Source organism: Streptomyces sp. NPDC097981 (genome assembly GCF_040302565.1).
GTDB lineage: Bacteria > Actinomycetota > Actinomycetes > Streptomycetales > Streptomycetaceae > Streptomyces.
Map to the genome: position 1 here is coordinate 104,272 of NZ_JBEORW010000016.1, position 24,142 is coordinate 128,413.

Consider the following 24,142-nt stretch of genomic DNA (forward strand, 5'->3'; position numbering starts at 1 on the left):
GCCGGCGGTGCCCGGAGCGCCCGGCGGTGCCGGGCCGGTGCCGGTCGGCACCGGTCGGCGGTGCCGGGCCGGTGCCGACCGGTCGGCGCAGCTGCGGGAGGCGCGTCCCCGGCGCCGGGCGGTGCGCCGGGAGGGTCAGGAGGGAGTGGGCAGGGCGCAGCCCGAGGTTGCCGCCGGGAGGGGGGCGGGAACGCCCAGGGTGGGGATGCCCAGCATGACGCCCTGGGGCTGCGCCGGGGCCGCGTTGCGCTTCTCCCACGCGTCGCCCGCGCGGGTCCGGCGCACCGACTCCGTCGGGCCTTCGGCCAGGAGGTGGTGCGGGGCGGCGTACGTGATCTCCACCGTCACCACGTCACCCGGACGGACCTCCGCCTCCGGCTTCGTGAAGTGCACCAGGCGGTTGTCGGGGGCGCGGCCGGACAGGCGGTGCGTCGTGCCGTCCTTGCGGCCCTCGCCCTCCGCGACCATGACCTCCAGCGTGCGGCCGACCTGCTTCTTGTTCTCCTCCCAGGAGATCTCCTCCTGGAGGGCGACCAGCCGCACGTAGCGCTCCTGGACGACCTCCTTCGGGATCTGCCCCTCCATGTCGGCCGCCGGGGTCCCGGGGCGCTTGGAGTACTGGAAGGTGAACGCGTTGGCGAAGCGCGCCTCGCGCACGGTGTGCATCGTCTGCTCGAAGTCCTCCTCCGTCTCACCGGGGAAGCCCACGATGATGTCGGTGGAGATCGCGGCGTGCGGGATGGCGGCGCGGACCTTCTCGATGATGCCGAGGAAGCGCTCCTGGCGGTACGAGCGGCGCATCGCGCGCAGGATGGTGTCCGAGCCGGACTGGAGCGGCATGTGCAGCTGCGGCATCACGTTCGGCGTCTCGGCCATGGCCGCGATCACGTCGTCCGTGAAGTCCCGCGGGTGCGGGGAGGTGAAGCGGACCCGCTCCAGCCCCTCGATCTGGCCGCAGGCGCGCAGCAGCTTCGAGAAGGCCTCGCGGTCGCCCAGGTCGGAGCCGTACGCGTTGACGTTCTGGCCGAGCAGGGTGATCTCGGAGACGCCCTCGGCGACCAGGGCCTCCACCTCGGCGAGGATGTCGCCGGGCCGGCGGTCCTCCTCCTTGCCGCGCAGCGCCGGGACGATGCAGAAGGTGCAGGTGTTGTTGCAGCCGACGGAGATCGAGACCCAGGCCGCGTAGGCGGACTCGCGGCGGGTCGGCAGCGTGGAGGGGAACGCCTCCAGCGACTCGGCGATCTCGACCTGCGCCTCCTCCTGGATGCGGGCGCGCTCCAGCAGGACGGGCAGCTTGCCGATGTTGTGCGTGCCGAAGACCACGTCGACCCAGGGGGCCCGCTTGACGATCGTGTCGCGGTCCTTCTGCGCGAGGCAGCCGCCGACGGCGATCTGCATGCCGGGGCGCTTGGTCTTCATCGGGGCAAGCCGGCCGAGGTTGCCGTACAGCTTGTTGTCGGCGTTCTCGCGCACGGCGCAGGTGTTGAACACCACGACGTCGGCGTCGCCGTCGGAGCCCTCGGGCGCCCGCGTGTAGCCCGCGTCCTCCAGCAGACCGGACAGTCGCTCGGAGTCGTGCACGTTCATCTGGCACCCGTAGGTGCGCACCTCGTATGTTCCCTTGACGTCCACTGCCGTGCTCCGGTCGCTGCTGCTGGTCATGCGACAAGGGTAGGCGGTACCCGGAAGCCCTCCGGCCCACCGTGCAGCCGGCCCGCGGGCAGGCGGCGGCCGAAGAGGACGAGGAGCAGGTCCTGGGCGGAGCCGTGTACGGGGGTTCCGTCGCCGTGGGACCAGTCGAGGTCGTCGGCGCACAGTCGGATGCCAGTGAGGTCGACTCCGAAGAACCGCAGGCCACGAGGGGTGACCGCGGAGAGCAGCAGGCGCAGCCGGTCCTCGGGGACCCGGCGGGGGTGGCCGAGGGCGACGGTGATGTCGAGGCCGTGGACCACGTCGTGGGCGAGGCTGGCGGTGGGGCCGCCCGCCGGGGGCTTCCACGGGTGTCCGGCGTTCTCGCGCAGCAGGGCAGCCAGTTCGCGCGGGGTGAACGCGGCGGCGTCGCGGCGGGCGGCCCGGTCGGTCATGCGGTGGAGGCTGCCGCGGGCCTTGGCGAACTCGGTGGCGAACCGGGGCACGGAGTAGCGGAAGCCCATCGACATGTGTGCGGCGACCTCCCGGACCCGCCAGCCCGCGCAGAGGCTCGGGGCGTCCCACTGCCCGGGCGTGAGCGTGTCGAGTACGTCGGCCAGTTCGCGGCGTTCGGCGGCGGTGGCCGCGGCGATGTCGGTCATGGGTTCAGAGTGGGCGGGCCGGTATCCATAAGTCCAAGAGCGGGTGCTTCTCCGATCTAGAATCGCTGGTTATGGAGCTGGCTCAGCTGCGGTACTTCGTGACGGTGGTCGAGGAGGGCGGGTTCACCCGGGCCGGGGCCCGCCTGCACGTCTCCCAGCCGGGGGTGAGCGCGCAGGTCAGGCAACTGGAACGGGAGCTGGGGCTGCGGCTGCTGGACCGGTCGGGGCGGCGGGTGACACCGACGGAGGCGGGTGAGGCCGTGCTGTCGTACGCGTGGGCCGCGCTGGCGGCGGTCGAGGGCATCCGGCGGACGGCGGACGAGGTCTGCGGGCTGCTGCGGGGGCGAGTGGCGATCGGCCTGATCCCGGGGGCGGCCGGGGCCGTGGTGGGCGGCTCCGACGTGGTCGGGGTGCTGGGCGACTTCCACGACGCGCACCCGCAGGTGGAGATCTCACTGGCCGAGGACACCTCGGAGCGGATGCTGGCCGCGCTCCGGCAGGGCGAGCTGGACCTCGCCGTGGTCGGGCTGGGCGGGGAACCGCCCGCCGGGATCTCCGTACAGGTGGTGGTCGACGAACCGCTGGTGGCCGTCGTACGGACCGACGACCCCCTCGTGCAGGACAGCGTGGACGGCGGGATTCCGCTGGCGGCGCTGCGCGGCCGGGCCCTGATCGGTCTGCCGCGCGGGACCGGGCTGCGCGGCGTGCTGGAGCGGGCCTGTGCGGAGGCCGGGTTCGCTCCGCGGGTGGACTTCGAGGCGGCGGCTCCCGGGGTGCTGGTGCGGCTCGCCGCGCGGGGGCTGGGGGTGGCGGTGGTACCGGCCGGGGCGCAGGAGCCGGGGGCCGTGCGGGAGCTGGTCGCGCTGCGCATCACCGGGCCGGCCCTGAACGGGCGGGTCGCACTGGCCTGGCCCGCGGACGGCTCTGCCGGACCGGCGGCGCGCACGCTGCTGGACCTCCTGCGGACCCGGTTCGCGGCCGGAACGGGTCCGGGCGACTGACCTGCCGGAGCAGGCTCCGGGCCCGGGCCCGGAGCAGGATCGGGAGCCGTAAGGGGAGCCGGACGAAGATCCGGAACCGGCCCGGTCAGGGCTCGGATCCGGGGGTCCGGGACCGGCGGCCCGTGACAGGGCGGCGGGTGGGTGGCAGGATCGCGGCCATGGCTCATGTACCGCCCCGCATCCGCAGGCGCACCGCCCTGTGGGGGCTGGTGGCCGTACTCGCGGTGCTCGGGCTGCTCACATGGTGGCTGAAGCCCTTCGCAGAGCCGGAACTCAAGGGCGGGCTGACCTTCAGCACGGGTGTCCGTACGGGCGTCTACCACCGCTACGGGCAGCTGCTGGACCAGGCGCTCGCCCAGGACATGCCCGGGATGAAGGTACGGCTGGAGACCAGTGAGGGCTCGCAGGAGAACCTGCAGCGGGTCACCTCGGGGAAGGCCGACTTCACCATCGCGACGGCCGACGCGGTCTCCAAGTACCGGGCCGACGGGAAGCCGGGCGCGGAGCGGCTGCGCGGCGTCGCGCGCCTGTACGACGACTACGTGCAGCTGGTGGTGCCGGCCGGGTCGACGGTGCAGTCGGCGCGGGACCTGAAGGGCAAGCGGGTGGCCGTCGGCCAGGCGGGGTCCGGGGTGCGGCTGATCTCGGAGCGGCTGCTGTCGGCGGCCAAGCTGGACCCGGCGCGGGACATCACCCCGGTGTCCATCGGCATCGACACCATGCCGGCCGAGCTGGAGGCCGGTCGGATCGACGCGTTCTTCTGGTCCGGCGGCCTGCCGACGAACGCGGTGCGGGAGCTGTCGGAGCGTTTCGAGATCCGGCTCGTCCAGCTCGGCGACCTGGTGGAGTCACTCCAGGCGAGCGGGAGCCCGGCCCGGTACTACCGGGCGGCGGTGATGCCCCAGGACGCGTACAAGCGGGCCCGGAACACCTCGGCGGTGGCGACCCTGGCCGTACCGAACCTGCTGGTCACCACCGAGGAGACCGACCCGGAGCTCACCGAGCAGTTCACACGGACCGTGATCCTCAGCCGCGACCGGATCGGGCACGAGGTGCATGCGGCGCAGCTGGTGGACCTGCGCACGGCGATCTACACCGATCCCCTGGACCTGCACGAGGGCGCCCGGCGGTACTACCGCTCGGTCAAGCCGTAGCGGACGCCGCCCGAACGGCGTCAGGCGGACGGCAGCAGCATCAGCGCCGCCGCGGCCGCGCCGATCAGTCCCGCGTGGGTGCCCAGGGACGCCGGGACCACCCGCAGGCCGCGCACGAACGAAAGCGTGGCGTAGTCGGCCAGGTGGGCCCGGACCGGCGCGAAGAGGGTGTCGCCCGAGGCGGCGACGCCCCCACCGATGACCGCGATGTCCGTTTCGACGAGGGTCGCGGTGGCCGCGACGGCTGCGGCCAGGGCGCGGCCCGCCCGGTCGAAGGCGGCCTTGGCGACGGGGTCCCCCGCATCTGCGGCCACGGCCACGCCCGCCGCCGAGGCGTCCCCGTCCGGGGTCGCCGGGGTCCAGCCCTGGGCCAGGGCCCACCGGGCGATGGCGGTGCCGGAGGCGATGGACTCCACGCAGCCGTGGCCGCCGCAGACGCACCGCTCACCGTCGAAGGCCACGCTCATGTGGCCGATGTGGCCCGCATTGCCCGTGGGGCCCGGGTGGAGCCGGTTGTTCAGGATCAGCCCGCCGCCCACCCCGGTGGAGACCACCATGCACAGGGCGTTCGCGTGGCCCCGGGCCGCGCCGAGCCAGTGCTCGGCGGCGGTCATCGCCACGCCGTCACCGGCGAGGACGGTGGGCAGGGCCGCGCCGTGCCGGACCAGTTCGGCCTCGACCCGGGCCTGGATCGGGAACTCCCGCCATGCCCCGATGTTGACCGGGCTCACCGTGCCGCGGGAGGTGTCCACGGGGCCCGCGCTGCCGATGCCGCAGCGGACCGCCGAGGGCCAGAGCGGGGAGCCCGCGAGCTCGGCGACGACCTCGGCCACGGCGGCGAAGACCCCGTCGCCGTCCGTACCCCGGGGGGTCGGGCGGCGGGTGGTGGCCGTCATCGTGCCGTCGGGGTGCACCAGCGCGCCGGCGATCTTCGTACCGCCGATGTCGATGGCCACCGTCAGGCCGGCGGCCGGGTCGGTGCCCCGGGGAGCGGGGTGGGCGGAGGTGGGACTGGTCACGGAAGCTGCTCCAGGAAGGGGTCGGGATCAGTATGCGGTCGGCGGCGGGGCCGTACTCTCCCGGGGCTCCAGCCGGGGCTGCTCGCTCTCGCGGGCCCGGGGCGGGTTCCCGGCGAGCACGGCGAGGAGCTCCTCGGCGGCGAGCCGGCCGAAGCCCGCGGTGTCGCGTACGAGCGCGGTGAGCCGGGGGTGGGTGACCCGGCACAGCGCGGAGTCGTCCCAGGCGACCATGGAGATCCGGCCGGGGACGGCAAGCCCCAGCTCGGCGGCGACGGCGATGCCGGCCACCGCCATCACGTCGTTGTCGTAGACGAGCGCGGTCGGAGGTTCGGGCTCGGCGAGGACCCGGCGGGTGGCGGCCGCCCCCTCTGCGTCGGAGTAGTCGGTGACCACCGAGCGCACGTGCTCCGGGCCGAGCCCGTGCACGGCGGCCTCGGTGCGCAGCGAGGCCATGCGACGGGCGGTGTGGGCGAGGCCGGGCAGCCCGGCGATGTGGGTGATGCGGCGGTGGCCGAGCCGGTACAGGTGGTCCAGCACCTCGGCCATGGCCCGGGCGTCGTCGGCCCGGACCGAGGAGAGGGGGCCGGTCTCGCCCGCTGCGCCGATCACGACGGCGGGGAGGCCGAGCTGCGCGAGGAGTTCGGGGCGCGGGTCGTCCGTACGCGGGTCGACGACGAGGACCCCGTCCACGCGCCGCTCGGCCCACCAGCGGCGGTAGACGGCGCATTCGGCGTCCATGCCGTCCACGACCTGGAAGAGGAGGGCGACCCGGCTCGCGGACAGCACCTCCTGGATGCCGGAGACGAGTTGGAGGAAGAAGGACTCGACTCCGAGGGTCTGCGCGGGCCGGGCGAGCACCAGCCCGACGGCGCCGGAACGTTCGCCGGACAGGGCGCGGGCGGCGCTGTTGGGCTGCCAGCCGAGTTCCTCGGCGACCCGGCGGATCCGGGCACGGGTGTCCCGGGACACTCCGGGCCGGTCGTTGAGCGCGAAGGACACGGCGCTCTCGGACACCCCGGCCCGGCGGGCGATGTCCTTGATGGTGGGTCTGCGGGCCATGGCCTGCCTCTTCATCCCTCGGGTGCGTCAGGTCCGCCCACGTGGACGGCGATGGCGGGACCGTACGCGATCCTGCCCCGGCAGGCCGCCCTGACCGGCATCCAGTACGCGTGCCCGGCACGGCTCCCGGCGGCGGCCTGAGTTCGAACTCCGGGTGAAGAGGCGCGGAGTGGTGGCCGACGTGACCGAAATACCGCTGTCCATTTCCCCGTACTTCTCCATCGGACGCCATTGGCCGAACAGAGCTAAACCGCATTAGCTCATGCAGCTTCAGACGCCGCCGACCCTTCTGTCAACGGGACTGAAGCGAATAAGTCCACGACTGTGGAGAGCCGTTCGGGAAGCCGAAGGCCCTGTTGACTTTCTCCCTCGGCGCGCGGCAGGTTATGGCACGTCCGGCGAATTCCCCTGAACTCCGGGACTCTGCATGCGCGACGGCACCGCCGTTCCCCCGCCCGCCCGAACCCTCCGTTTCGGCGCCAACTACACGCCGGCCCGGGGCTGGTTCCACCACTGGCTCGACTTCGACCTCGACGAGGTCAGGGCCGACCTCGACTCGGTTGCCGCGCTCGGGCTGGACCACGTAAGGGTGTTCCCGCTGTGGCCGGTGTTCCAGCCGAACCGGACACTCATCCGGCCGCGCGCGGTCGAACAGCTCGTCGCGCTCGCCGACGCGGCCGCCGAGCGCGGGCTCGACGTCAGCGTGGACGGCCTGCAAGGGCACTTGTCGAGCTTCGACTTCCTGCCCGCGTGGACCGGGACCTGGCACCGGCGGAACATCTTCACCGACCCGGACGTCGTCGCCGCGCAACAGGAGTACCTGCGCACGCTGGCCGCCGCCCTCGCCGACCGTCCCAATTTCCTCGGCATGACCGTCGGCAACGAGATCAACCAGTTCTCCGGGGCCCCGCATCCGGACCCGGACCGCATCACCCGGGAGCAGGCGGGCCGCTGGCTGGAGCGGATGCTCGCGGCCTGCGAGAAGGGCGCTCCGGGCCGGTTCCACCTGCATGCGGAGTACGACGCCGCCTGGTACCAGGACGGGCACCCCTTCACGATCGCGCAGGCGGCCCGGCTGGGCGCGGCCACTGCCGTGCACTCCTGGGTGTTCAACGGCACCGCCCAGCGCCACGGCCGGACCGGGACGGCGACCGAGCACCACGCCGCGTACCTGGTCGAGCTGTCGAAGGCCTGGGCACTGGATCCGCACCGGCCGGTGTGGCTCCAGGAGGTCGGGGCGCCCGCGCCGCTGATCCCGGCGGAGCACGCGGCCGCCTTCGCGGAGGCGACCGTGGCCGGCGTGCTGGACTGCCCGGACCTGTGGGGCGTGACCTGGTGGTGCTCGCACGACGTGTCCCGGGAGCTCGCGGACTTCCCGGAGCTGGAGTACGGGCTCGGCCTGCTCACCAACGACCGCCGGGCCAAGCCGGTGGGTGCGGTCATCGCCCGGATCGCCGCGGAATGGCGGGGCCGGGAGCACGGGCCGGCCGTCCGGTCCACCGCGCTGGCCGTGGACGTCGGCGGGTCGCAGACGGCACCGCGGCGCTCGGTGTGCGCCCCCGGCGGCGCCTTCTTCGAGGCCTGGGCGGCGCTGACGGCCCAGGGGGTCCGACCCGCCGTGGTCCTGGCGGAGCTCGCCGAGGACCGCGCCCATCTGTCCGCGCGCGGCATCACGGAGGTGTTGCGCGTCCGCGACGTCACCTGACCGCACTGCACACGTCACCCGGCGCCCGCCGCCCGCGACCCGCGACCCCACCCGCCACCGTCCGCCCGTGACCCATCACGCGTCACCCGCCACCCGTCGCACCCCCGTCACCGAGGAGCCCCGCATGTCCGAGATCGGCACCGGCGCAGACCCTCGCACCGCCCGTTCGACGCCGGCGATGCCACCGATGCCACCGGCACCCCCGGCGCTGTCGGCGGCACCGACCCGCCGCGGGGTGCTCGCCGCCGGGGCCGGGGCGGGGGTGACCGCGCTGCTCGGCACGACCGGCGCGGCCACCGCGGCGCAGGCAGCCCCCGCCGAGCCGGCAGCCCCCGGCGACCCGGCCGAGCTGGCCCCGTACGCCTCCTACTGGTTCCCCGACTCGCTCCCCCAGGGTGCCCCCGGCCCGGGCATCACCTGGCGCTCGCTCAAACAGTGGACCCCCGAGTCCGACCCGGACCTCGCGTACAACACCGCGACCGTGCCGCTGGCGCCCCGCTTCACCCCGGTGCCGCCGAACGCGGGCGCCCGCGCCGGCCAGGCCCGGATCTCCTCGCTCGTCTCCTTCGGGCCCACCGCCCGGAACCCCTCCCAGGGCTCCGCCACCGCCGACCACTACGCGCTCACGCACTGGGCGTACCTCGACGAGCTGGTGTTCTGGGGCGGCTCGGCCGGCGAGGGCATCGTGCTCGCGCCGAACGCGCCCGTGGTCGATGCGGCCCACCGCAACGGCGTCCCGGTGCTGGGCAACGTCTTCCTGCCGCCCGTCGTGTACGGGGGTGACCTCCGCTGGACGCGGGACCTGGTGCAGCAGGACGCCGACGGCCGGTTCCCGATCGCCGAGAAGCTCGTACAGGTGGCGCGGACGTACGGGTTCGACGGCTGGTTCGTGAATGCCGAGACCGACGGCGGGGACAGCTCGCTCGCCGCCCGGATGCGGGAGTTCCTGCGCGCCCTGCGGGCCGCCGGCGCCCCGCACCGCCTGCGGATCACCTGGTACGACGCCATGAACAGCACCGGACAGGTCGGCTGGCAGGGCGCGCTCAACCAGCTCAACCAGGAGTTCTTCGAGGACCGGTCGGGCCGGGTCGCGGACACGGTGTTCGTGGACTTCCGGTGGACCGCGCAGACCCTGGCGGCCTCCGGCACGCTCGCCGACCGGCTGGGCCGCTCCCGCCACGAGCTGTGGGCGGCCCTCGATGTGGAGTCCAACGGCTGGAACTCCGCCGTCCGTTGGGATGCGATCATCCCGCGCGGCCGCGACCACGTCGTCAGCTTCGGCTTCTACCGGCCCGAGTGGACCCGCAATCACCTGACCGACCGCTCCCCCGGCGCCTTCCACCGCGCCGACGACCGGTTCTGGACGGGCGAGTCCCTGGACCCGGCCCGCCCGGCACCCGAGGACACGTGGCGGGCGCCCGCCACAGCCGTCGCGGACCGGTCCACGGTCACCGCGCTCCCGTTCGCCTGCGCCTTCAACACCGGGCACGGGGAGCGCTGGTACGAGGACGGCAAGGTCACCTCCGACACCCCCTGGAACCACCTCGGGCTCCAGGACCGGCTCCCGGGCCGCCGCTGGGCCGTGCAGGGCGCCGGGCCGCGCCCGTCCGTCACGCTGGACTTCGCGAACGCCTGGCGCGGCGGCTCCAGCCTCCTCGTGGCGGGCGGGCTGACCGCCCCGGCCGTCGTCGGCCTGCACTGCACGCGGCTGCCGCTGACCGGCTCCACCGCCTTGGAGCTGGTGCACGCCACCGAGGCGGGCGCACTCACCGTCGAGGTGGGGGTGGCCACGCGCGAGCCGGCCGCCCCGGGCGAGCCGGTCCCGTACACCTGGCTGAAGACACAGACCCCGGGCTCCGGCCGGGGCGGCTGGCACACCTCCCGGGTCGGGCTCTCGTCGCTGGCGGGCAGGACCGCGTACGGGCTGGCCGTACGGATCACGGCCCGCGGGAGGGGAGCGGTGGCCTGGCGGCTCGGCGCCCTGTCGGTACGCGACGACACCGCGCGGCGGCGGCCGGCGGCTCCGGGTGCGCTGACCGTGGACGCCTCGGCCCAGCACGACGGCAAGGCCTCCGTGCGACTGTCCTGGCGCCGGGCAGCCGGGCCGGTCCGCCACTACGAGCTGTACCGCCTGCTCCCGGACGGCACCCGCCGCTTCCTCGGCGGCACCTGCGGCACGGCCCTCCACCTCCCGGCCGTGATCCGCGCCGGCCGGGAGCGGGCGGCCGCCTTCGAGGTCCGGGCCGTGGACGAGCTGTACGCGACCTCCGCCCCGGCGGGCACCACCCTCGCCTGGACCGGATCCGCCTGACCCGGCCCGCCCCGGCCGGGCTGCTGCTGCTGCTGCGGTCAGGGCGTGTGCGGATCACTGCGCGGGACGGCCACCGTCACCCGCAGCCCGTGCGGCGGGTTCGTCTCGTACGCGAGCGACCCGCCGCCCGCAGCGAGCAGGGCCCGGGAGATCGACAGGCCGAGCCCGGAGCCCTTGATGTTCTGGTGACGGCCGCTGCGCCAGAACCGGTCGCCGACGCGCAGCAGCTCCTCGTCGGTCAGGCCGGGGCCGCGGTCGGCGACGACGACGTGCACGAAGGACCCGGCCGCGGCGACCGACACCTCGACCTCCTCCCCCTCAGGGGTGAACTTGAGGGCGTTGTCGATCACGGCGTCGAGCGCGCTGGAGAGCGCGATGGGGTCGGCCCAGCCCGTGACGGCGGTCCGGCCCGTCCCGGTGAGCCGTACGCCCTTCTCGTCGGCGTACGGGCGCCAGGAGGCGACCCGTTCCGCGGTGAGCTCCCCGATGTCGGTGAGGGTGAGCTCGGCGGAGGCGTGCTCGGCCAGCGCCAAGTCCAGCAGGTCGTCCAGGACCTGGGCCAGCCGCTTGCCCTCGGTCCGCACGGAGGCGATCTCCTCGTTCCCCTCGGGCAGTTCGAGGGCGAGCAGCTCGATCCGCAGGAGCAGCGCCGCGAGTGGGTTGCGCAGCTGGTGGGAGGCGTCGGCGACGAACGCCCGCTGCTGCTCCAGGACCTCTTCCACGTTGTCGGCCATCTCGTTGAACGAGCGGGCCAGGCGTCTGAGTTCCGGCGGCCCGCCGGAGGCCGCGACGCGGGAGTTCATCCGCCCCGTGGCGATGCCGTGGGCTGCCGCGTCGAGGGTCCGGACGGGCTTGAGCACCCAGCTGGTGAGCACGAGGGCGGCGCCGAAGGCGACGAGCATCGCGGCGGCGAGCCCGGCGAGGATGATCAGCCAGCCGTAGAGGATCCGGGCCCGCATCTGGTCGGTGGGCGACTCGGTGACGACCACCGCGACGACGTCGCCGTCGAGGACGACCGGGGAAGCGACGAGGAGTTTGCCGTGGGTCTGCCAGGGCCACACCTGGGCGGGGTCATGGCTGCGCCGCCCGGCGAGGGCCTCCTCGAAGGCGCGGCGCCCCTCGCCCTGCTCCGGCAACTGCCACCAGCCGGGGGCGCGGACCATGGCGTTGTCGTCGCGGTAGAAGATGCCCACCCGGATGCCGTACAGCTCCTGGTAGCGGGCGAGTTCGAGCTGCAGGGTGTCGCGGCGGTCGGCGGCGCCGGTGGATCCGGAGCCCTCGGCGTCGATGACGAACTGGGCGAGGGCGGCGAAGCGGGCGCTGTCGTCGATCCGGTCGACCACCACGCGCTGCTGCTGCCCGGCGGCCAGGCTCACGGCGAGCGGGAGGCCGAGGGCGAGCAGCACGCCCGCCATCAGGACGACGAGGAGCGGGAGCAGGCGGGCGCGCACGGCGGGGCCCGCTAGGGGGCGGCCGGGGTGACGAGCCGGTAGCCCACACCGCGGACGGTCTCGATGAGGGCGGGCATGCGCAGCTTGGAGCGCAGCGAGGCGACGTGGACCTCCAGGGTCCGCCCGGTCCCCTCCCAGCTGGTCCGCCACACCTCGCTGATGATCTGCTCGCGGCGGAAGACGACCCCGGGGCGCTGCGCGAGCAGGGCCAGCAGGTCGAACTCCTTGCGGGTCAGCGGTACGTCGGCGCCGTCGACGCTGACCCGGCGGGTGGGCAGTTCGATGCTGACCGGGCCGAGCCGGACCACGTCGGGGGCGGCCGCCCCGGTGGCGGCGGCCTCGTCGGAGACGCCGGTGCGCCGGGCGACGGCGTGAATGCGTGCGAGGAGCTCACCGGTGTCGTAGGGCTTGACGACGTAGTCGTCGGCGCCCATGTTGAGGCCGTGGATGCGGGAGCGCACGTCGGCGCGCGCGGTCACCATGATGACGGGCGTGGAGGTGCGCTTGCGGATCTTGCCGCACACCTCGTAGCCGTCCTGGTCGGGCAGGCCGAGGTCCAGCAGGACGACGCCGAAGGGCGGCGCTCCCGCGGGCAGCAGGGCCTGGAGGGCCTCCTCGCCGTTGCGGGCGTGGGTCACCTGGAAGCCGTGTCGTGCGAGGATCGCGGACAGGGCGGCGGCGACATGGTCGTCGTCCTCGACGAGCAGCAGTCTCATATGCGTCCCCCTTTCCTGCTTTCCTGATCGATCGCGGCCCGTGGTCAGGGGCCACCATGCATCCACGCCGATGGAGACGCCCGCGTCAAGGCGGTTCCGGTCCGGCGCGTCTTCCGTTATGCACCCGGTACGAGCAGTCGGCCCCGGGCCGCCGCGGTGCGTACGGAGCGTATCGGGGCGAGGCCGTATCGTTATGCTCAATTCTCCCTCAGATGTGATGACGGTGTGCGCGCCACGTCACTACTGTCCTCCCAACCGAGGAGGACGGAGCTAGAAGCCGATGAGCGGAGTATCAGTGACCAAGGACGTGCAGGATGCGGCCGGAGCCGCGGACGACCTGGTCGTACTGAGCAACGTCAACAAGCACTTCGGCGCGCTGCACGTGCTTCAGGACATCGATCTGAGCATTGCCCGCGGTGAGGTCGTCGTGGTGATCGGTCCCTCGGGATCGGGCAAGTCCACTCTGTGCCGGACCATCAACCGCCTGGAGACGATCGACTCGGGCACCATCACGGTCGACGGCAAGGAACTGCCCTCGGAGGGGCGGGAACTGGCCCGGCTGCGTGCCGATGTGGGCATGGTCTTCCAGTCCTTCAACCTGTTCGCGCACAAGACGGTGCTGCAGAACGTGATGCTGGGGCAGCTCAAGGTCCGCAAGACCGACCAGGCAACGGCGCTCGCAAAGGCGCAGTCCCTGCTGGACCGGGTGGGCGTCGGCTCGCAGGCCGACAAGTACCCGGCGCAGCTCTCCGGCGGCCAGCAGCAGCGTGTGGCGATCGCCCGCGCGCTGGCGATGGACCCGAAGGTGATGCTGTTCGACGAGCCGACCTCGGCGCTCGACCCGGAAATGATCAACGAGGTGCTGGAGGTCATGCAGCAGCTCGCCCGGGAGGGCATGACGATGGTGGTCGTCACGCACGAGATGGGCTTCGCCCGGTCTGCGGCCAATCGGGTCGTCTTCATGGCCGACGGAAAAATCGTCGAAGAGGCCGCGCCCGAGCAGTTCTTCAGCAACCCGCGCAGTGACCGCGCGAAGGACTTCCTTTCGAAGATCCTGCACCACTGACGGTCTTGTCTGGTAGTGATCCCCTGGCGGCTCAGAGCACACGTGTCGCTCGTCGTCCAACAACGTCTCATCCGAGGGAAGTTCACCATGAAGGTTTTCAAGGCCGGTGCGGCCGCGGCCGTCGCCGCGGTCCTCGCTCTGACCGCGACCGCGTGCGGCGGCGGCAACAAGGCCGGTGACACCGGCGCCTCCGCCGGCGGCGGCAAGGACAAGATCGTCATCGGCATCAAGTTCGACCAGCCGGGTATGGGCCTCAAGACCCCCGACGGCAAGTTCACGGGCTTCGACGTCGACGTGGCGACGTACGTGGCCAAGGAGCTCGGCTACCAGCCCGACCAGATCGAGTTCAAGCAGGCCGTCAGCGCCGAGCGCGAGAACCTGATCTCCAACGGCGACGTGAAGCTGGTCGTCGCCACCTACACGATCAACGACAAGCGCAAGGCGAAGGTCGACTTCGCCGGCCCGTACTTCCTGGCCCACCAGGACCTGCTGGTCCGCGCCGACGACACCTCGATCACCAAGGCCGAGGACCTCAACAAGAAGAAGCTCTGCTCGGTCACCGGCTCCACGTCGGCGCAGAACGTCAAGACCAAGCTGGCCCCCGAGGCCGACCTGCAGGAGTTCCCGGGCTACTCCGAGTGCCTCACCGGCCTGGAGAACAAGGCCGTGGACGCGCTGACCACGGACAACTCGATCCTCGCCGGCTACGCCTCGCAGGAGAAGAACAAGGGCAAGTTCAAGCTGGCCGGCCTGAAGCTCAGCGACGAGCCCTACGGCATCGGCCTGAAGAAGGGCGACAAGGACCTGCAGACCAAGGTCAACGCCGCGCTCAAGAAGATGGTCGAGGACGGCTCGTGGCAGAAGGCGGTGGACGCGAACCTCGGCCCCGCAGGCTACAAGGCCGAGCCGGCCCCGCAGGTCACCGAAGGCAGCTGATTCATCGGTGAGGCGCGCCGCCGCCCGCCTGTCACGGGCGGCGGCGCGCCTCACCGGCCATCCTGGGGAGAGCGCAGGGCAACGTGTTCGACTTTCTTACTTCCGGGCAGTACGACGTGCTCGGAGCCTTCTGGGTGACGGTTCAGCTCACCCTCTACTCGGCGGTCGGGTCCCTGATCTGGGGCACGATCCTGGCCGGGATGCGGGTCAGCCCGGTACCGATCATGCGGTCCTTCGGCACCGCGTACGTCAACATCGTGCGCAACACGCCGCTGACCCTGCTGGTCCTCGGCTGCTCGCTGGGCCTGTCCCAGACCCTGGGCATCACGCTCGGCGGCGGGACCTCCAAGGAGATCGGCTTCCGCCTCGCGATCCTGGGTCTGATCGCCTACACGGGCACGTTCGTCTGTGAGGCGCTGCGTTCCGGCATCAACACCGTGCCCGTGGGGCAGGCCGAGGCCGCCCGCGCGCTGGGGCTGAGCTTCTTCCAGGTGCTCACCCTGATCGTGCTCCCCCAGGCCTTCCGGGCGGTCATCGCACCGCTCACCAACGTACTGATCGCACTCACCAAGAACACCACGGTGGCGGCGACCATCGGCGTGGCCGAGGCGGCCCTGCTGATGAAGGAAATGCTGGAGAACGAGGCGGACGCGATCTTCGCGGTCTTCGCCGTCATCGCCCTCGGCTTCGTCCTGCTGACCCTGCCCACCGGCCTGCTGCTGGGCTGGGTGGCCAAGCGAGTGGCGGTGAAGCGATGAGCTCCGTCCTGTACGACACCCCCGGCCCCAAGGCCAAGGTCCGCAACTGGATCTACACCGGTGTCTTCCTGGTCCTCGTCGGACTGGCCCTGTGGTGGATCCTCGGCCGCATGGCCGAGAAGAACCAGCTCGACGCCGACAAGTGGACCCCGTTCGTCACCGACAGCCAGATCTGGACCACGTTCCTGCTGCCCGGACTCGGCGAGACGCTCAAGGCCGGCCTGATCGCCATGGTGATCGCGCTGCCGCTCGGCGCGCTCCTCGGCATCGCCCGGCTCTCCGACCATGCATGGGTGCGCATACCGGTCGGTGCGGTCGTGGAGTTCTTCCGCGCCATTCCGGTCCTGGTCCTGATGTTCTTCGCCTCTGCGCTGTACGTCATGCTCGGCACGGTCAGCTCTGACCTGCGCCCGCTGTACGCGGTGGTCACCGCCCTGGTCATTTACAACTCCGCGGTCATCGCCGAGATCGTCCGGGCCGGCATCCTGACGCTGCCCCGCGGCCAGACCGACGCGGCCAAGGCGATCGGCATGCGCAAGGGCCAGATCATGACGTACGTCCTGGTCCCCCAGGCCGTCACGGCAATGCTGCCCGCACTGGTCAGCCAGCTCGTGGTGATCCTCAAGGACACGGCCCTCGGTGGCGCCGTCCTCGGCTTCGGCGACCTGATGTCGATGAACCGGCAGATCTCCGCCAACTACAGCAACACCATCGCGACCATGGTCGTGATCGCCCTGCTGTACATCGCGGTGAACTTCGCCCTCACCACCTTCGCCTCCTGGATCGAAGGCCGGCTGCGGCAGTCGAAGAAGGGCACCGGCGCGGTCGTCGCCGGGGACGTGGCCGAGGTCGACGCGGGCGGCGCGGCCGGCGTGGGCGAGGCTCCCTGATCCCCGGTCCGATCCCCGGCGGACACGGTTCCCCGACGGCGGGGGCCTGACACCCGGTCAGTACACTTGCGTGACACCTGTGGTGCGGCGGAACTCATCCGCCGCACCACACGGCGTTGGCGGGGCCGGGTGTCACTTGACGCGGGCACCTCCAGTGGGTTGCATACGTTCTGTGATCACATACCGGACATCGGGAGCCGCATCATGGACCCGGTGATCGTCGTCGGCGCGGGGCCCGTCGGACTGTCCCTGTGCCTGGCCCTGGCCGGCTCGGGCGTGCCCAGCGTCGTGCTCGACGAGGGACCGGGCAAGGACCTGCCCCGGCCGGCCCGTACGGTCGTCCTGCACGAGGACACCTCGGCCATGGTCCACCGGCTGGGCTGTACGACGCTGCGCGACGAGGGCGCGCTCTTCGCCGCCTGGCGCACCATGCGGCGGCGCAGCCACGCAGACGACGCCCGGCGCATCACCTTCGAGGACCGCCAGCCCCCCCTGCACCTGCCGCAGCACGCCCTCACCCGCGGGCTGCGCGACGCCGCGGCCGCACATCCGCTGGTCCAGCTGGTCACCGACAGCAAACTGGACACGCTCGAACAGGACGGGCGCGGGGTCACCGCGCACACGCGAGGTGCCGAGACCACGTGGTGGCGCGGGAGTTACCTGGTCGGGTGCGACGGCGCCCGCTCCACCGTACGCAAGCTGCTCGGCATCCGCTTCCCGGGCCGCACCGCCGTCGAGCGGTACGCCGTGGCCGCGCTGCGCACCGAACTGCCCTGGCCCGGTGAGGCCCTGCTGCACCGCGACCCGGCGCCCGGCGTGCCCGAGGTCAGCGCCCGGCCGCTGCCCGACGGGGTGTGGCGGCTGGACTGGCTGCTCCCGGCCCGCGGGGAGCTCGTCACCCCCGACGCACTGGTGACCCTCATCCGGGACACCCTGGCCGCATGGTGCGGGGGCACCACTCCCCCATACGACCTCCTCGACACCGGGGTGCACACCCTGCACCACCGGCTCGCCCGGCGCTGGCGCGACCGCCGCGCCTTCCTCGCCGGGGACGCCGCCCACCTCCTGGGCGCGCTCGGCACGCAGGGGGTCGACGAGGGGCTCCGGGACGCCGAGAACCTCGCCTGGAAACTGTCCCTGGCCTGGCACCAGGGCGCCTCCGAGGCCCTGCTCGACAGCTACGAGGACGAGCGCCGCACCGCCGTCGCGGCCCGGCTGCGCGCCGCTGACCAGGCGATGCCCGTACTGCGCGGCGGCGGAGGGCTGCGGACGTACCTGCCCGGTGCCACCCGTTCCGGGGAACTGCTCCTGACCGACGGCCACTTGGGGCGGGGACCGCTCGGAGCGGCACCGACGTACGCCCCGCCGGTGGCCGTGCGCGAGGTGCCCACCGACACGGATCCGGGCGGTCAGGTGGCCAACATCCCCGTCACCGCGCCCGACGGGGCGACGGTGCCGCTGCGCGACTTGCTGGGACGGGGCCGCCTGCTGGTGGTCCTCGTCGCCCCGGGCACCGGGGTCTGGGACCGGCGGCACTGGCTGGGCGCCGGGCTGATGCCCCGGCTCGCGGCGGCGGTGAGCGCCCTCCCGGTCCGCACCGAACTGCTGGTCGCGGACGGCTACCCGGGGGCTGCGGCACACACCGTGCTCCTGGTCAGGCCGGACGGGCACCTGGCAGCGACCTTCGCCGGCGTGCGGCCCGCGGAGCTGTACGCGGCGGCGGACACCGTCCGGCTGGGGGCACCCGCCCCGCTCGACGAGTCGTCCGCCACGCATCCAGCCGTGATCGATTGACCGGTCTCCGGTCGTCGTGCTTCACTCGCGGACATGACCGGCAACGACGTACGCCTGTGGCGGAGGGTCCACATGGACCTGCTCCGCTACGCGGGCTGCGTGTGTCGCCCTTCCTGCTGATTCGCCTTCCCTCCCGCGCTCCGCGCGCACTTTCGCGAACCCCCAGGACGGTCACGCCCCCATGTCTGCGCCCCTTGCACCCAGTGCACCCACTGCGCCCCTCGCACCTCCGCACGCCCCCTCACGCGCCTCTGCGGTGACGGCCGCGGAGCTCCTCGGCTTCGCCCTGCGCACCGCCGCCGATCCGGCGGTCATCGACTCCCTCCCCCTCGACCCTGAGGGCCGGACCTGGATCCGCCTGGACGGGCCGGGCGGCAGCGAGGCCTGGGTGATCGGCTGGCCGCCGGGCACCGGGACCGGCTGGCACGACCACGCCGAGTCGCGGGGCGCGTTCGCCACCGCCCGGGGCCGGCTGCGGGAGCACTCCCTGGCGGTCCGGCTCCCCTCGGAGGGCTGGCGGAGCCTGAAACTCGCCCCTGACCTGGACCGCAGCCGCAGCCTGGGCCCGGGGACGGGCCGGGCCTTCGGCGAGCACCACGTCCACGAAGTGCTCAACGAGTCGGCGTCGGAGCACGCGGTCTCGGTGCACGCGTACTACCCGCCGCTGCCCCTGATCCGCCGCTACAGCCGCACCGGCCAGGTGCTCACGCTGGAGCAGGTCGAGCGCCCGGCGGACTGGCAGTGAGCGCCCCGGTCGGCATCGACGCCCTGCTGGAGCGTGTTCGCTCGGCGTACACCCGGATCGACCCGGCGCAGGCGTACGCCGCGTTCCGGGCGGGCGACGCCCTCCTGGTGGACATCCGCTACCAGGCGCTGCGCGACCGCGACGGCCTGATCCCGGGTGCGCTGGTGATCGAGCGCAACGAACTGGAGTGGCGGCTCGACCCCCAGGGCTCGCACCGGGCCCCGGAGGCCACCTCCCACGACCTCCGCGTCGTGGTCATCTGCAACGAGGGGTACGCCTCCTCCCTCGCGGCGGCCTCCCTCCACACCCTGGGCCTGCACCGCGCCACCGACCTGACAGGCGGTTTCCAGGCCTGGAAATCGGCGGGCCTTCCGGTCGCCTCCTGACGTGCCCCTCACACGTCTCGGCCCTGGCGGGCCTCCCCGGCTTCGGGCCACTGCGCTGGGGGCACCTCGCAGCGGTAGCTGGGGGAAACTCCGTCCGGCGTGGCCTGGGCCGGGTCCGGGCGGAGCCCGGGCCCTCCAGCCCGTCCGGCGTTTGAGGACCGGGGTCCGGGGCGGAGTCCCGGGGACCGGTGGAAGGGCGGGCAGGGGACCGGCGCCGCAGGCCGCGCACCGCGGGCCCGGGGCCGCACCGCTTCGGCGGCGGTGCGGCCCCGGGCCTGCAAGGGCGGCGGCGACCCGCTACCTCGACGTCGCCACCTCCACCGGACGCACCCGCAGTGCCACCCGCCCCGGCAGGGCGGTGGCCGCGAGGGCCAGCAGCCCCGCCACGCCCAGCACCGCCACGTACACCACCGGAAGCACCGCCGGCGCGGCCGCTCCCGTCATGCCCACGCTGAAGGCGGTCAGTACGGCCAGCGAGATCCCCGATCCGAGCACCGCCCCGATCAGCAGCACCGCCAGCGCCTCGGTCCGCAGCATCCGCAGCACCTGGCGCCGCTTGGCCCCGGCCAGCCGCAGCATCGCGAACTCCCGGAACCGCTCCGCCGTGGACATCGCCAGGGTGTTGACCACCGCGATCGCGGTGAAGGCCAGTACCAGCCCCATCGCCAGCAGGTTGATCTCGGCGCCGTCCTGCTGGTGCTCCGCCCGCGCCTCGTCCGCGTCCCGCGCCGACAGCACCCCTACCCCCGGGAACTCCCGGACCGCCGCGGCCAGCTGCTCGCGCCCGGTCCCCGGCTCGGCCGCCACCAGCACACTGCTCGCCAGCGGGTTGTCCACGTGCGCCGCGACCAGGTGGTGCGGCAGCGTCAGGTCGCCGAAGCCCAGCCCCCGCGCGTACACGGCCGAGACGGTCAGGGTGACGGGGGTCCCGTCGCCCAGCGCCAGCTTCAGCGGGCTCCCCGGCTTCAGCCCCAGCTGATCGGCGGCCAGTTCGCTCACCGCCACGTTCTTCTCGCCGAAGCCCTCCAGGCTCCCGCTCGTGACACCGGGGTTCCAGGTCCGGGTCAGCCCGGCCGGGTTGACCCCCTGCGCGCCGTACTTCGTCAGCCCCACCCGTACGGAGGTGTGCACGATCTCGGTGGCGGCGGTGACCCCGGGGGTCCGGCGGATCCTCTCCGCGGCGCCGCCGCTGACCCCCGGACCCTGCGCGGCCAGCACCCAGCCGGCCCGGACCCCGTCGCGGGCCTGTGCCCGCGCTGCGTTGCCCAGCGTCGGGGTGATGAACAGGACGGTGCACGTCATGCCGATCAGCAGGGCGAGCGGGGTGACTGCGGAGGCCATCCGGGTGGCGTTGCCGCGCAGGTTCGCGGTGGCCAGGTGCCCGCCCGGGCCGACCAGCCGCAGCGGCCCGGCGAGCAGCGCGGTCGCGCCCCGGACCAGCAGCGGGCCGAGCAGCGAGACCGCCCCGGCGAGGACCACGACCGCCAGGAAGGTCACCGGGGTCGACGCCGGCTCGGTGCGCAGCGCACTCAGCACGGCGACCAGTACCGCACCGCCGGCCAGCAGCAGCACCCCGGTCGCGATCCGGATCCAGGCGGGCCGGCCCCGCTCGACGGCGGCTTCGGCGAGCGCCTCGGCCGGGCGGATCCGGGCGATCCGCCGCCCGGTGATCCGGGCTGCGGTCCAGGCTCCGAGCAGGCTCGCGCCGACGGCGGCGAACATCGGGAAGATTCCGGCGGTGCGCTCCAGGTTGGCGGGGACGACCCCGCTCTCGACGAACCGGCCGTGCAGCCAGGCGGCGAGCGGGAGTCCGGCCAGCGCCCCCGCGACACCTGCGGCCAGGCCCACGACCAGGGCCTCGCGGCCGATCATGCTGCGCAGCTGCCGGGGTGTGGCGGCGATGGCCCGCAGCAGGGCGAGCTCACGGTAGCGCTGCTGGACGGAGAGGGCGAAGGTGCCGACGACCACGAGGATCGCGACGAGCAGCGAGGTGCCGCCCATGGCCCCGCCCATGGAGACCAGCTTGATGCGTGCGCCGACGGCGTCGAGGAACTCGACGGGGCCGCGTTCGTCACCCAGGGAGATCTGCGCCCCGGTGCCCGTGAGTGCCTGCCGGACGCGCCCGGCCAGCTCGCCGGGACCGACGCCGGGCGCCGGAACGACCCCGATGGCGGTGACCTGTCCGTCGCGGGCGGCCATCCGCTGCGCCTCTGCGTCGCCGAAGAACAGGACGCTCTGCCGCGCGAGGCCGCCGAGGGGGGCTTGCGCGATCCCGCTCACGGTGTACGTCTTCGGCTCGCCGGTGGCCTGAACGGTGAGCCGGGCGCCGGGCTTCAGCCCCGCGCGGGCGGCCAGCTCGCGGTCGACGACGACCTCTCCGCCGCCTTGCGGGGCCCGGCCGTCGGTCATGGTGAAGGGGGTGAGCGCGGCGGAGGACCAGGCGTGCCCGTACGAGGGCTTCGCGGCGCCGGGGGCCTTGACCAGCGGGACGGCCTGGAAGCTGAGCTCCGGTACGGCCCGCTCGACGCCCGGCACGGACCGGACCGTGTCCACGGTGGAGGCGGGGAGCCAGGCCCGCTCGGCGACGGGCTTGGCCTTGTGCTTGGTCTTGGTCTTGCCCTTCTTCTCCGTGACCGTGGTCTGGTGCACGCTCTGGTCCGCGGAGACGACGACCGGCGTGGCCGCGTAGCGCTCGGTGCCGATCTTTCCGCGGAGTCCGGTTTCCAGGAGCGTGCCGCAGGCGGTGATGAGGGCGGCCGCGCACAGCAGTGCGACGAAGGCGCCGAGGAATCCGGCCTTGCGGTCCCTGACGGTCTGGAGGGCGTAACGCAGCATCATGCGGTCAACTCTGCTGGCCGGCCCGCTTCTTGGCAGTGACGCACTCCGGTGTCTCGGAGCGGGGGCTATCCCCACCCCGGGCCCCGGTGGGCCGGGGTCAGAAGCCCGGGTACCCCAGGTCGTCCGCATCCGTGCCGTCGCCGCCCTCATCTTCCAGCGCGCGGCGGACCACCCGCAGGGCCATGCCTTCCGGGTACCCCTTGCGGGCGAGCATGCCGGCGAGGCGCCGGATCCGCTTGTCCCGCTCCAGGCCCCGGGTGGCGCGGAGCTTTCGGTCCACGAGCTCCCGGGCGGTCTGCTCCTCCTGGTCGGAGTCCAGCTGTTCCAGGGCCTCCTGGACGAGGGTGGCGTGCACCCCCTTGGTCCGCAGCTCCTGTGCGAGGGCCCGGCGGGCCAGGCCCCGGCCGCGGTGCCGGGACTCGACCCAGGCCCCGGCGAAGGCGGCGTCGTCGATCAGGCCGACCTCCTCGAACCGGGAGAGGACCTCCTGAGACACCTCCTCGGGGATGCCCCGCTTGTCCAGGGCGTCCGCGAGCTGCCGCCGGGTGCGCGGCATCCCGGTGAGCAGGCGCAGGCAGATCGCCCGCGCCTGCTCCTCGGGACTCTGGGGCGGCAGTTCCTGGCGGCCTTCCCGACCGCTTTCGCGACGGCCCTCCCGGCCGCCGTTCCCGCCGCCCCTTTCCTGCTCCCGCACGGGTCAGCTCTTGGCCGCGGCGGCCTTGGCCGTCGTCTTGGCCTTCGACGCGGGGGCGGGCACGGCCGCGGCCTCGGCCGGCGCACCGGCGGCCGCCTCGTCGCCGGCGTCCTTGCGCACGCCCACGCCCAGCTTCTCCTTGATCTTCCGCTCGATCTCGTTGGCGAGGTCGGGGTTGTCCTTCAGGAAGTTGCGGGCGTTCTCCTTGCCCTGGCCGAGCTGATCGCCCTCGTACGTGTACCAGGCGCCGGCCTTGCGGATGAAGCCGTGCTCCACACCCATGTCGATCAGGCCGCCCTCGCGGCTGATGCCCTGGCCGTAGAGGATGTCGAACTCGGCCTGCTTGAAGGGCGGCGCGACCTTGTTCTTGACCACCTTGCAGCGGGTGCGGTTGCCGACCGCTTCCGTGCCGTCCTTGAGGGTCTCGATGCGGCGGATGTCGATGCGCACGGAGGCGTAGAACTTCAGCGCGCGGCCACCGGTGGTGGTCTCCGGCGAGCCGAACATCACACCGATCTTCTCGCGGAGCTGGTTGATGAAGATCGCGGTGGTCTTGGACTGGTTGAGCGCACCGGTGATCTTCCGGAGCGCCTGGCTCATCAGCCGGGCCTGGAGGCCGACGTGCGAGTCGCCCATCTCGCCCTCGATCTCCGCGCGCGGCACGAGCGCGGCGACGGAGTCGATGACGATCAGGTCGAGGGCACCGGAGCGGACCAGCATGTCCACGATCTCCAGCGCCTGCTCGCCGGTGTCCGGCTGCGACAGGATGAGGTTGTCGGTGTCGACGCCGAGGGCCTTCGCGTACTCGGGGTCGAGCGCGTGCTCGGCGTCCACGAAGGCGACGGTGCCGCCGGCCTTCTGTGCGTTGGCAACGGCGTGCAGGGTCAGGGTCGTCTTACCGGAGGACTCCGGGCCGTACACCTCGATCACACGGCCGCGGGGCAGCCCGCCGACACCGAGGGCGATGTCCAGCGCGGTCGACCCGGTGGGGATGACCTCGATGGGGTCGTTCGGCTTGTCGCCGAGGCGCATGACCGCACCCTTGCCGAATTGCCGTTCAATCTGTGCGAGAGCGGCGTCGAGTGCCTTCTCGCGGTCGGTGCCTGCCATGGGTTCCACCCGGTTTGCTTGAGTCGATCGCTTCACGCCATTGACGCTAACGCCTGCCACTGACAATGCGCTCCCACGCCCGTTTCGGCTGTGGATAACTCATCAGAATGGATGTTCGATTTCCCTGTCAAGCGAGCCGCTCCCGCCCAGCCGGCGGCCTGCGCGAACACCCACCGACTGACAACCCGAGGTTGACACCCTTTCGACTGTCAACCTAC

21 protein-coding genes are annotated in these 24,142 nt (G+C 73.0%); 12 read left to right on the forward strand and 9 right to left on the reverse strand.

Annotation, left to right across the window (positions count from 1 at the left end; all coding sequences use genetic code 11):
• Positions 1-135: 135 nt before the first annotated feature.
• Both miaB and ABTY04_RS17875 read right to left on the reverse strand, forming a co-directional pair.
• A complete protein-coding gene (miaB, locus tag ABTY04_RS17870) occupies positions 136-1,662 on the reverse strand; it encodes a tRNA (N6-isopentenyl adenosine(37)-C2)-methylthiotransferase MiaB (RefSeq protein ID WP_352214280.1) in 1,527 nt (508 codons plus the stop codon).
• Positions 1,659-2,291 carry a maleylpyruvate isomerase family mycothiol-dependent enzyme gene (locus ABTY04_RS17875; protein WP_352214281.1) on the reverse strand — a complete coding sequence of 211 codons (633 nt, stop codon included), beginning with the start codon at positions 2,289-2,291 and terminating at the stop codon, positions 1,659-1,661. Before ABTY04_RS17875 ends, miaB begins: the two co-directional genes overlap by 4 nt.
• Before the next feature lie 71 nt (positions 2,292-2,362).
• Between ABTY04_RS17875 and ABTY04_RS17880 the strand changes: the two genes are divergently transcribed.
• The gene (locus ABTY04_RS17880; protein ID WP_352214282.1) at positions 2,363-3,292 is read left to right on the forward strand and encodes a LysR family transcriptional regulator; all 930 of its coding nucleotides are present in this window, start codon (positions 2,363-2,365) and stop codon (positions 3,290-3,292) included.
• 158 nt (positions 3,293-3,450) lie between these two features.
• The gene (locus ABTY04_RS17885) at positions 3,451-4,446 is read left to right on the forward strand and encodes a TAXI family TRAP transporter solute-binding subunit (protein ID WP_352214283.1); all 996 of its coding nucleotides are present in this window, start codon (positions 3,451-3,453) and stop codon (positions 4,444-4,446) included.
• A gap of 20 nt (positions 4,447-4,466) precedes the next feature.
• Here the strand turns inward: ABTY04_RS17885 and ABTY04_RS17890 are convergent, their stop codons facing one another.
• Together ABTY04_RS17890 and ABTY04_RS17895 are read right to left on the reverse strand one after the other, a co-directional pair.
• A complete protein-coding gene (locus tag ABTY04_RS17890; protein ID WP_502996658.1) occupies positions 4,467-5,465 on the reverse strand; it encodes an ROK family protein in 999 nt (332 codons plus the stop codon).
• A 27-nt stretch (positions 5,466-5,492) separates the two neighbouring features.
• Positions 5,493-6,524, reverse strand: coding sequence for a LacI family DNA-binding transcriptional regulator (locus ABTY04_RS17895; protein ID WP_352214284.1), 1,032 nt, complete (start codon positions 6,522-6,524; stop codon positions 5,493-5,495).
• A gap of 427 nt (positions 6,525-6,951) precedes the next feature.
• On the opposite strand from ABTY04_RS17895, the gene ABTY04_RS17900 reads away from it, so the two are divergent.
• Positions 6,952-8,229 carry a glycoside hydrolase 5 family protein gene (locus tag ABTY04_RS17900; RefSeq protein ID WP_352214285.1) on the forward strand — a complete coding sequence of 426 codons (1,278 nt, stop codon included), beginning with the start codon at positions 6,952-6,954 and terminating at the stop codon, positions 8,227-8,229.
• A gap of 178 nt (positions 8,230-8,407) precedes the next feature.
• A complete protein-coding gene (locus ABTY04_RS17905) occupies positions 8,408-10,540 on the forward strand; it encodes an endo-beta-N-acetylglucosaminidase (protein WP_502996662.1) in 2,133 nt (710 codons plus the stop codon).
• A 38-nt stretch (positions 10,541-10,578) separates the two neighbouring features.
• Here ABTY04_RS17905 and ABTY04_RS17910 read toward each other — a convergent pair whose 3' ends face one another.
• Together ABTY04_RS17910 and ABTY04_RS17915 are read right to left on the reverse strand one after the other, a co-directional pair.
• Positions 10,579-11,991, reverse strand: a complete 1,413-nt coding sequence (locus ABTY04_RS17910) for a sensor histidine kinase (protein WP_352214286.1) — start codon at positions 11,989-11,991, stop codon at positions 10,579-10,581.
• A gap of 11 nt (positions 11,992-12,002) precedes the next feature.
• Positions 12,003-12,707, reverse strand: a complete 705-nt coding sequence (locus tag ABTY04_RS17915; protein ID WP_352214287.1) for a response regulator transcription factor — start codon at positions 12,705-12,707, stop codon at positions 12,003-12,005.
• A gap of 280 nt (positions 12,708-12,987) precedes the next feature.
• On the opposite strand from ABTY04_RS17915, the gene ABTY04_RS17920 reads away from it, so the two are divergent.
• The 8 genes from ABTY04_RS17920 to ABTY04_RS17955 all read left to right on the forward strand — a co-directional run bounded on the left by ABTY04_RS17920 (position 12,988) and on the right by ABTY04_RS17955 (position 19,282).
• On the forward strand, positions 12,988-13,773 hold the full coding sequence (locus ABTY04_RS17920; RefSeq protein ID WP_352214288.1) for an amino acid ABC transporter ATP-binding protein: 786 nt from the start codon (positions 12,988-12,990) through the stop codon (positions 13,771-13,773).
• Positions 13,774-13,860: 87 nt separating this feature from the next.
• Positions 13,861-14,709 carry a glutamate ABC transporter substrate-binding protein gene (locus ABTY04_RS17925; RefSeq protein WP_352214289.1) on the forward strand — a complete coding sequence of 283 codons (849 nt, stop codon included), beginning with the start codon at positions 13,861-13,863 and terminating at the stop codon, positions 14,707-14,709.
• Between the two features lie 83 nt (positions 14,710-14,792).
• Positions 14,793-15,467 carry an amino acid ABC transporter permease gene (locus tag ABTY04_RS17930; protein WP_352214290.1) on the forward strand — a complete coding sequence of 225 codons (675 nt, stop codon included), beginning with the start codon at positions 14,793-14,795 and terminating at the stop codon, positions 15,465-15,467.
• The gene (locus tag ABTY04_RS17935; protein WP_352214291.1) at positions 15,464-16,357 is read left to right on the forward strand and encodes an amino acid ABC transporter permease; all 894 of its coding nucleotides are present in this window, start codon (positions 15,464-15,466) and stop codon (positions 16,355-16,357) included. The genes ABTY04_RS17930 and ABTY04_RS17935 overlap by 4 nt, the downstream gene beginning before the upstream one ends.
• A 204-nt stretch (positions 16,358-16,561) precedes the next feature.
• Positions 16,562-18,151 (forward strand): FAD-dependent monooxygenase, encoded by a 1,590-nt coding sequence (locus ABTY04_RS17940; protein ID WP_352214292.1) that lies wholly within the window; start codon positions 16,562-16,564, stop codon positions 18,149-18,151.
• A gap of 33 nt (positions 18,152-18,184) precedes the next feature.
• Positions 18,185-18,271 (forward strand): putative leader peptide, encoded by an 87-nt coding sequence (locus ABTY04_RS41170; protein WP_311318651.1) that lies wholly within the window; start codon positions 18,185-18,187, stop codon positions 18,269-18,271.
• A 61-nt stretch (positions 18,272-18,332) separates the two neighbouring features.
• Positions 18,333-18,896 carry a cupin domain-containing protein gene (locus ABTY04_RS17950; protein WP_352214293.1) on the forward strand — a complete coding sequence of 188 codons (564 nt, stop codon included), beginning with the start codon at positions 18,333-18,335 and terminating at the stop codon, positions 18,894-18,896.
• The gene (locus ABTY04_RS17955) at positions 18,887-19,282 is read left to right on the forward strand and encodes a rhodanese-like domain-containing protein (protein ID WP_352214319.1); all 396 of its coding nucleotides are present in this window, start codon (positions 18,887-18,889) and stop codon (positions 19,280-19,282) included. Before ABTY04_RS17950 ends, ABTY04_RS17955 begins: the two co-directional genes overlap by 10 nt.
• A 297-nt stretch (positions 19,283-19,579) precedes the next feature.
• On the opposite strand, the gene ABTY04_RS17960 is transcribed toward ABTY04_RS17955, so the two are convergent.
• The 3 genes from ABTY04_RS17960 to recA all read right to left on the reverse strand — a co-directional run bounded on the left by ABTY04_RS17960 (position 19,580) and on the right by recA (position 23,924).
• On the reverse strand, positions 19,580-22,120 hold the full coding sequence (locus ABTY04_RS17960) for an FtsX-like permease family protein (RefSeq protein WP_352214294.1): 2,541 nt from the start codon (positions 22,118-22,120) through the stop codon (positions 19,580-19,582).
• 97 nt (positions 22,121-22,217) lie between these two features.
• The gene (gene recX, locus ABTY04_RS17965; protein ID WP_502996659.1) at positions 22,218-22,814 is read right to left on the reverse strand and encodes a recombination regulator RecX; all 597 of its coding nucleotides are present in this window, start codon (positions 22,812-22,814) and stop codon (positions 22,218-22,220) included.
• Positions 22,815-22,817: 3 nt separating this feature from the next.
• A complete protein-coding gene (recA, locus tag ABTY04_RS17970) occupies positions 22,818-23,924 on the reverse strand; it encodes a recombinase RecA (protein WP_352214295.1) in 1,107 nt (368 codons plus the stop codon).
• Positions 23,925-24,142 lie beyond the last annotated feature (218 nt).